This is a genomic window from Thermostichus sp. MS-CIW-34, assembly GCF_054060435.1.
In genome coordinates this window covers 109113-117192 of sequence record NZ_JBSSDE010000004.1, presented here as the reverse complement: position 1 = coordinate 117192, position 8080 = coordinate 109113, and the positions used below count along the sequence as shown (strand labels likewise).

Here is an 8080-nt window from a genome sequence, read left to right as displayed (position 1 = left end):
GGGGGTTGTAGACCCAGACAAGTGGCGTGGGGCAGGAATGCCCGACCGCGAGGTAAGGACTCCGTCCTGCTGACGGGAAGGGTGGCCCGCGCTCTATCCACAGGACGAGCGCCGGGAGGATGTCACGCATCCACCCTAGCTCTGGATTGGGAAGGATGGCCAGCGCTTTTGCACAGGCGCAGCAGGGCACAGTCTCAGTACCCTGGTTGATTGAGTCAATGCAGAGGTGGGATCCCTCTGTTGGGATAGCCGTTAGGGAGGCAGGTTCACGATGCAACTGCGAACAGCTCTGCCGCTGTTGTGCCTTTCTCTCTTGGTAGCTGCTTGCCGGTCCGGCGGGCCACCTCGCAGCATGGGGGGTGAAGGGGGCGGAGAAGGCCAACCCACACCAGTGGCCGTCGGCAGGGTAGAGGAACAGCAAATCGAAGAGACTTCAGAGTTCATGGCCAGCCTCGGATCCCAGCAGGTGGCCAGTATCCGGCCCCAGGTGAGCGGACAGGTGACTCGGGTGTTGGTGCAGCTGGGATCCCAGGTGGCTGCCGGAGCCCCTCTCTTTGAGATCGACAGCCGGCAGCAACAGGCGGCGGTGGCCGGCCAAACGGCGGGGATTGCCGCAGCCCAAGCCAACCTGGAGAGCGGCCGGGCCGTGCTCAGCCAGTTGCGGGCGGATCGGCTGCGGCTGGAGGCAGCGGCGGAGTTTGCCCGGGAGCAGCACGAGCGCAACCTGCGCCTCTTGGCCGAGGGGGCCATCAGCCAGGCGCAAGCGGATCAATCCAGCCGCGACCTGCGCCAGGCGGAGGCGGCTTTGGCGGCGCAACAGGAGCAGATCCGCGCTCAGGAGGCCGCGATCTTGCGGGCAGAGCGGGAGGTGCAGCAAGCCCAGGCCGAGGCGGAGCGGCAACAGGTGCAACTGCAGTTTTTCCAGGTTACAGCTCCCTTTGCCGGCATTGTGGGGGATGTTTTGGTGCGGCAAGGGGACTACGTGACGCCTCAGACGGTTTTGACCACCTTGACCCAAACCCAGGCGCTGGAGCTCAACCTCAACATCCCGTTGCAGCGGGCCCCCCAGCTGCGCATTGGCACGCCGGTGCAGATCCTGGATAGCCGCGGCGAGGTGATCGGCAGCAGCCAAATCTCTTTCATTGCTCCCGAAGCCAACGCCGCCACGCAATCGGTGCTGGCCAAGGCTCTTCTGGAGAACCCTGCCGGCCAGTTGCGCTCGGCCCAGTTTGTGCGGACTCGGGTCATCTGGGAGGAGCGGCCGGCCTTGCTGGTGCCGGTGACGGCGGTGGCCCGCTTGGGGGCGCAAACCTTTGTCTACACGGTGCAGACAACGGAGCCGCCAGCAGAGGGCATGCCCCCGGGGGCGGTGGCGGTGCAAAGGCCGGTGCAGCTGGGATCCATCTACGGAAACAGCTATGAGGTGCTGGAGGGTTTGGAGGCCAATGAGCCAATTGTGCTGAGCGGCCTGCAGAAAATCCGCGATGGTGCCCCGATTGTCGATGAGGTGCTTTTTCAGCAGAGGATGCAGCCACAAGGGGGAGGGAGACCTCCTGGATCCCCGCCCTAGGTCCTCTCTCCGGCGGTTTCCCAACTCAGCTATCCCCTTTCACTCCTCACTGTGCTGGACTATGTTTGTTGACTTTTTCATTCGCCGCCCTGTTTTTGCCAGCGTCTGCTCCATCCTGATCGTGCTGGTGGGGGCGGTGAGCATTCCCCTACTGCCGGTGGACTACTACCCACAGGTGGCGCCGCCAGCGGTGAGGGTGACTGCTGTTTATCCTGGGGCCAACGCCGAGACGGTGGAGACGGCGGTAACCAATGTGCTGGAGCAGGAGATCAACGGCGTCGAGGGTATACGGTCTATCGCCTCGGTGAGCAGCAGCAACGGCACCAGCCAGATCACCGTTACCTTCAGCCCGGATCGGGATCTGGACACGGCGGCTGTGGATGTGCAGAACCGGGTGGCGCGGGCCCAGGGCCGGCTGCCGGCGGAGGTGATCCAAAACGGCATCAGCGTGGAAAAGGCCGGCGACAGCGCCTTTGTGCTGGTGTTGGCGCTGCGCTCAGAGGCGGGGGAATACGACGAGCTGTTTTTGAGCAACTACGCGGAGCTGTTTGTGCGGGATGCTTTGCGGCGCATCCGCGGCGTCAGCGATGTCATCATTTTCGGGGAGCGCACCTATGCCATGCGCATCTGGCTGGATCCGACGCGGCTGGCCAGCTATGGTCTGACAGCTCTGGATGTGGTAAACGCAGTGCGCCAGCAGAATATCCAGGTGCCCGCCGGCCAAATTGGCGGCCAGCCCAGCCCCCCGGATCAGGAGTTTCAGATCAGCGTCCAGGCCACGGGGCGGCTGTCGCAGCCGGAGGAGTTCGCCCAGATCGTTCTCAAGGCCAACGCCGATGGCAGCTTGGTGCGCATTGCCGATGTGGGCCGGGTAGAGCTGGGGGCCCAAAGCTACGATACGTTCTTCCGCATCGGAGGGCAGGAGGCGGTGGGGATCGCCATCACCCAACAACCGGATGCCAACGCCCTAGAGGTGTCGCGGCAGGTGCGGCAGACGTTAGCGCAGCTGGCGGAGAGTTTTCCGCCCGGCTTGATCTACGAGATCCCTTTCGACGCCACCCTGTTCATTACCGAGTCGGTGCAGGAGGTGATTTTCACTCTGTTGCAGGCGATTGGCCTGGTGGTGTTGGTGCTGTTTATCTTTTTGCAGGATTGGCGCATCACCCTCATTCCCACCATCACCATCCCGGTAGCGCTGCTGGGGACCTTCGCCTTTGTGCGCCTGTTTGGCTTTTCCATCAACACTTTGACTCTGTTCGGCCTCACCCTGGCCACTGGCTTGGTGGTGGACGACACCATTGTGGTGGTGGAGAATATCTCCCGCTACATCCGCGACCGCGGCATGCGGCCTCTGCAGGGGGCCTCGGCGGGGATGAATGAGGTGTTGGGGGCGGTGATCGCCACGACGCTGGTGCTGCTGGGACTATTTGTGCCTGTTGCTTTCTTTCCTGGCACCAGCGGTCGCATCTACCAGCAGTTTGCCGTCACCATTGCCGTGTCGGTTTCGCTGTCCACGTTTAATGCCATTACCTTGGCTCCGGCTTTGTCGGCGCTGCTAATTCGCCCCCGCTCAGAGCAGATGTTTTGGCTGCTGCGCTGGTTTGACCGCGCCGTGGAAGGGATCCGAGCGGCCTACTGCCGCCTGCTGGAGCTGGTGGTGAAGCTGCGGCTGTTGGTGGTGACGGGGTTTATTGCCTGTTTGGGCCTCACCTACTGGCTGTTCCAAATTGTGCCGACGGGGTTTGTGCCGGATGAGGATCAGGGCTTTTTCATCACCATTGTCCAGGGGCCGCCGGGGGTTTCCCTCAACTATACCGACAGGGTGATCCGGCAGGCCGCCGCTATTTTGGAGGGGATCCCTGAGATCGAAAATCGGGTGATCGTGGGGGGGTTCAGCTTTACCGGGCCCTCGCCGGGGAATGGGCTGATCTTTGCCACCCTCAAGCCCTGGGAAGAGCGGCGGCAACCGGAGCAATCGGCGCAAGCGATTGTCAACCGGCTATTTGGGCCTTTTTTGGGCGGGATCAGCCGCGCATTGGTGATCCCGATCCTGCCGCCGGCCATTCCCAATTTGGGGGTTGCGGGCGGGTTTACTTTCCAGCTTCAGGATCGGGGGGTGAACGATTTCAACCTCTTGGAGCAGACGGCCAACACCCTGTTTTTTGTGGGCAACTCGCCGCCCCCGCCGGGCCAACCCCCCTTGGGCTTGCGGATTAACCCGCCCACCTTCAACGCCAATTCGCCGCAGCTAGAAGTACAGGTGGATCGGGAAATGGCCCAGTTGTTGGGGATCCCTCTGTTGGATGTCTTCGGCACGCTGCAGACGCTGCTGGGGGGCACCTACGTCAATGATTTCGACCTGTTCAACCGCAACTACCGGGTCTATGTGCAGGCGGATCAAGCATTCCGAGGTAACCCGGAAAGCATCGGCCAGTTCTACGTGCGGGGTGGGCAGGGGCAGCTCTTGCCGTTGAGCACCCTGGTTCAGGTGGAGGAGACCACCAGCCCGGCCATCATCAACCACTTCAACCTCTTCCGCTCGGTGGAAATTCAGGGCAGCGCCCTGCCGGGCTTTAGCTCAGGGCAAGCGATTCGGGCTATGGAAACTCTAGCCGCCCAGTTGTTGCCGCAGGGGTTTGGCTTCGAGTGGTCGGGCCTGTCGCTGGAAGAAATCGAGTCGGGAGGACAGGCGCCGCTGATCTTTGCTTTGGGCTCGGTGTTCGTCTTCCTGGTGCTGGCGGCGCAATTTGAGAGCTATGTGGATCCCTTGATCATTTTGTTGGCGGTGCCGCTGGCGGTTCTTGGGGCTCTTTTGGCGCAACTGCTGCGGGGCTTGACCAACGACGTCTTCTGCCAAGTCGGGTTGGTGATGTTGATCGGGCTGGCCAGCAAAAACTCCATCTTGATTGTGGAGTTTGCCAACCAGTTGGTTGCCCAAGGGATCCCACTGGTTAAGGCTGCAGTGCAGGCGGCAGAGACCCGCTTCCGCGCGATTCTCATGACGGCCTTGAGCACCATACTTGGCATTTTCCCGCTGGCAGTGGCCACGGGCGCAGGGGCAGCCAGCCGTCAGTCGCTGGGCACGGCGGTGATCGGCGGCATGTTCGTCTCGACAATGCTCAGTTTGCTGGTGGTGCCGGTGCTCTATGTCGTGATCAAGGGGATCCAGGTGCGAATTTTGGGGGGATCCCCTTCACCTGTGGATCTGGCGCATTTGCCGCCGCCGGAGGATCCCAAGGATCTGCTGCCTGGTGGCGACAGCGTTGGGTAGCAAGAGGGATCTGCTTGCTTCTTCTCTTCTGGCGGAAAAGCGAGTGGGGGAAGGGGGCACCTTTCATCCACCGCAGGCCCTGTCCTCGAGCAGTTCGGACTCGGCTTCGCTGGGCATTTTTTCCCAGAACTGAGCCAGGTGTTGCAGGCCCACAAAGCCCAACTGCCAGAGGATCAAGGCTAGAGGGCCGTGCTGCTGCCGTTGGATCTTCAGGGCCAGAGCCAGTTGTTTGGGCTTGAGGAGCTGTTGCTGCTCAGCAAACTGGCAGAACTGTCGATCCCATTGGCTGAGGGCCTGTAAATCCGGCAGGGTCGGTTCCATAGGTTTGGCCGGGCAGGAAAGGATTGAATGTCGAGGATCGGGATCCTCGTACTGATTCTGGAGATCCTGCGGATCCCTTGCAACAGGTTTCTTCCAGGGTATGTGACCACCCAGGCCCTCCCAAGGCCGGTTAGGGCAGAGAGGACTGAGCTTTATCGCAAAGCTGGCTTATAGATCCTGGCAGGACGGTCTATCCCCAGGGGTCGTCGTCGAAGGGACTATCTGACCAATAGCCACTCTGCTGGGGTGGAGGGGGCTGTTGGGGGAGAGGAGGCGTGTAGGCAGGGGGTGGCGTTGGGATGGGGGTGGGTTTTTCCAGATCCTCAAGTCGAGGCAGGTCGGCGGGCTTGGGCTCGACACCAAGGCTTCTCAGCTTGGCTTGCGTTTCTTGCACTTGCGCATTGAGCTCTTCCAGGTAGGCGCGGTAGTGGTTGGCAGCTTCCAGGTACTGCTTGGCTTTCTTTTCGTTTTCCTGGACGACCGCCTCCAGTTCTTTGGTGCGAACGGTGTAATCGGCCTCTTGATTGGTGAGGTTTTCGATGGCTTGGTTGAGTACAGCCCGCCGTCGCTCCAGTTGGGCTACAATTTCCGACAACTGTCGTTCTCGCTCGCTAAGGCTGCGTTCCCGGTTTTGAGTTTGTTCCAGTTGAAAGCTGGCCTGGCTGAGCTGCTCTCGCAAATACATCACCTGGGGCTCCGTCTCGTTGCGTTCCTGTTGCAACTCAAAGACCCGCGCTTCCAAGTGATCTTTTTCCTGCTGCAACACTTCCCGCTCGTTCAAAAGACGGGTGTAGAGCTGGTTGAGAAAGTCCACCTCCATCACCACTTGGCTAAGCTGAGTGGCGTATTCCCCAACCAAAGCCAACTCCCGAGCGAGGTTTTGGGTTTCACTGGTGGCTTGATCGGTGAAAAACTGGGGAAGTTGGGTGGTTTCTCTGAGGCGTTGGGTAAATTGCTTGAAGCGGAAAGAAAAGTTGCTCGCCATTGCCGGTGCGGTAGCCTCGAAGATCAGGGGAATGCCGATGGTTGGATTTCACAGGGCTTGGATTGCTTCCAATCTACTTGGATTGCTTCCAATCTAACATTGAGCTACAGCTTTTGCGGAAGCTTGCCTTAGGTGGGATCGGGGGGAGTTTCAGGGGCCGGCATGGCAACTTCCCCAGAGGGATCCCGCTTCTCGGATTCCGGCTGGGGGTTTTCTGCCGCTCTGTTTTTAACCTTGTCTTTTTGGTCTTTCGAGGTGCCTTCTGAATCCTGGCTGGAGATGCGGCGCAACAGCCGTTGCAGGAGTGGGCTGCGGCGATCGCCGAGGACGGAGAAGCGGCTTTCGATCTCTTCGACGGGGACGGGATCCATTTGAGCCAGCTCCGGCTCGCTGAGGAGGAGTACCCGTATCGTTGCAATGGGGATCTGCAAGAATAGGTTGGATCCCCAAAACCCGAAGGCGGCTATGGCCAGGCCGGCCAGGCGGGTGCCGTTGCCAGGGGTGAGCGGGGCAAAGAGGGGGGCAAAGTCGTAGAGGCGCTCACCGACTTCCAGCATCAGGATTGCCGCCAACAGCGTCAAAATCTTATGTTCGGGGCTGAGGAAGGCGGCCAAGATGCGGCGCTGCTCGAGGGTGAGTTCTTCCGGGGGGACAGAGGCCACCCACAGGCTGAAGATATCCAATGGCTTGCGCCACTGCAGGGCAAAGACCGGCCCAATGCCCACCACGGCCACCCAAGCCTGCTCCGCCCCCACCGGCAGGAGGGGATCCCCTGTGGCCAGCCCGATCAGGGTCAGCCCCACCCACAAGGGGAAGAGGAGGATGCCGGCGGCATGGATCCAGAGGAAAGGTTCCTGCCAATGGCTGCGCATGGGGAGATGCCAAAAGGGACAGGGGAGAGCAGGGCTAGGGGCGGGATTTGTCCACCACTTCCAATTCTGTGAGGCGGAAGGTGACCAATTTATCCCAGTTGCCGCCTTCAAAGAGGACAGCGGCATGGTTGTCGGTAACCCGCTGTACCTGGCCCTCAAAGCAGTAGTAGGTGTCGTTGGGGTTGATGACCCGCACGGCAACGCCGGGGTAGATCGGGGGAAGGGCTTCGAGGAGAGTTGGGGTTGGAGTCGTGTTCACGTTTCAGCTATCCTCTTTTTTGCAGAAGCTCTGCCTTACTATTATGGGGGAAAGCCCCTCTCTTGCCGAGTCTCCCCCTCGTTGAGCTTCTTCCCACAGCGGTTCGCCGAGGGTTGGGCAATGGCTGAGGTGTGGCTGCCAGCCCGCTAACGGGAAAGGAGCCTGTACTGCAACTTCGACGGTCAACCCAGCTCCCCCTCAAGGCCCCAGACCATGGCTACCGGCGCACAGTCTTCCCCCTCCCAAATCTGGCATGTGTTGGTGATCGATGATGAACAAGGACGGCGGGCTGTGGCCCTCAGTGCTGCCACCTATTCCATCGGCAGGGATCCCAGCAATGCGATTGTCATCGATTCGGCGGCGGTTTCCCGGCAACACGCGCTGCTGCTGCGGCTACCCCAAAAAGATGGCCAGTATACCTACCGGCTGCTGGACGGCAATATCGAGGGCAAGCGCAGCACCAACGGCGTCTCGGTGAATGGGCAGAGATGTTTGAGCTGGGATCTCAAGGATGGGGATCAGATCCTGTTGGGGAATCAGGTGCGGATGCAGTACTGCATTCGCCAGTTGTCAGACGAAGATTTTCAGCGGTATCTCCAGTCTGTAAGCTTTCGCAGCGTGAAGGCGGAGGTGGTGGATCGGCGCTCCACAACCATGCAGCGGTTTGATCCGCCCTCGATGCAGGCAATTTTGCCCCAAGAGGAGACGACGGAGAGAATTGACGTGAAGCCTCAACGCCGCAATCCGCTGCGGCTGCTGTTGCAGACGCTCTGGGGGCGTTTGAGGGGGAAGCTGAGATAAC

Annotated in this window: 7 protein-coding genes; 3 read left to right on the top strand and 4 right to left on the bottom strand. The window is 60.7% G+C overall.

Annotated elements, in window-relative coordinates; genetic code table 11:
- Positions 1-271 precede the first annotated feature (271 nt).
- Positions 272-1570 (top strand): efflux RND transporter periplasmic adaptor subunit, encoded by a 1299-nt coding sequence (locus ACVWYY_RS02630; RefSeq protein WP_457439508.1) that lies wholly within the window; start codon positions 272-274, stop codon positions 1568-1570.
- A gap of 61 nt (positions 1571-1631) precedes the next feature.
- Complete coding sequence (locus tag ACVWYY_RS02625; RefSeq protein ID WP_457402346.1) at positions 1632-4841, top strand: efflux RND transporter permease subunit; 3210 nt, start codon at positions 1632-1634, stop codon at positions 4839-4841.
- A gap of 63 nt (positions 4842-4904) precedes the next feature.
- On the opposite strand, the gene ACVWYY_RS02620 is transcribed toward ACVWYY_RS02625, so the two are convergent.
- The 4 genes from ACVWYY_RS02620 to ACVWYY_RS02605 form a co-directional block, all read right to left on the bottom strand.
- Positions 4905-5162, bottom strand: coding sequence for a DUF2949 domain-containing protein (locus ACVWYY_RS02620; RefSeq protein WP_011432361.1), 258 nt, complete (start codon positions 5160-5162; stop codon positions 4905-4907).
- A 190-nt stretch (positions 5163-5352) separates the two neighbouring features.
- Positions 5353-6147 carry a hypothetical protein gene (locus ACVWYY_RS02615; RefSeq protein WP_457402349.1) on the bottom strand — a complete coding sequence of 265 codons (795 nt, stop codon included), beginning with the start codon at positions 6145-6147 and terminating at the stop codon, positions 5353-5355.
- Between the two features lie 128 nt (positions 6148-6275).
- Entirely contained in the window at positions 6276-7019 is a 744-nt protein-coding gene (locus tag ACVWYY_RS02610) for a low-complexity tail membrane protein (RefSeq protein ID WP_457402350.1), read from the bottom strand.
- 34 nt (positions 7020-7053) lie between these two features.
- Complete coding sequence (locus tag ACVWYY_RS02605; RefSeq protein WP_011432364.1) at positions 7054-7278, bottom strand: NAD(P)H dehydrogenase subunit NdhS; 225 nt, start codon at positions 7276-7278, stop codon at positions 7054-7056.
- A gap of 213 nt (positions 7279-7491) precedes the next feature.
- On the opposite strand from ACVWYY_RS02605, the gene ACVWYY_RS02600 reads away from it, so the two are divergent.
- The gene (locus tag ACVWYY_RS02600) at positions 7492-8079 is read left to right on the top strand and encodes an FHA domain-containing protein (protein WP_414350303.1); all 588 of its coding nucleotides are present in this window, start codon (positions 7492-7494) and stop codon (positions 8077-8079) included.
- Position 8080: the final 1 nt, after the last annotated feature.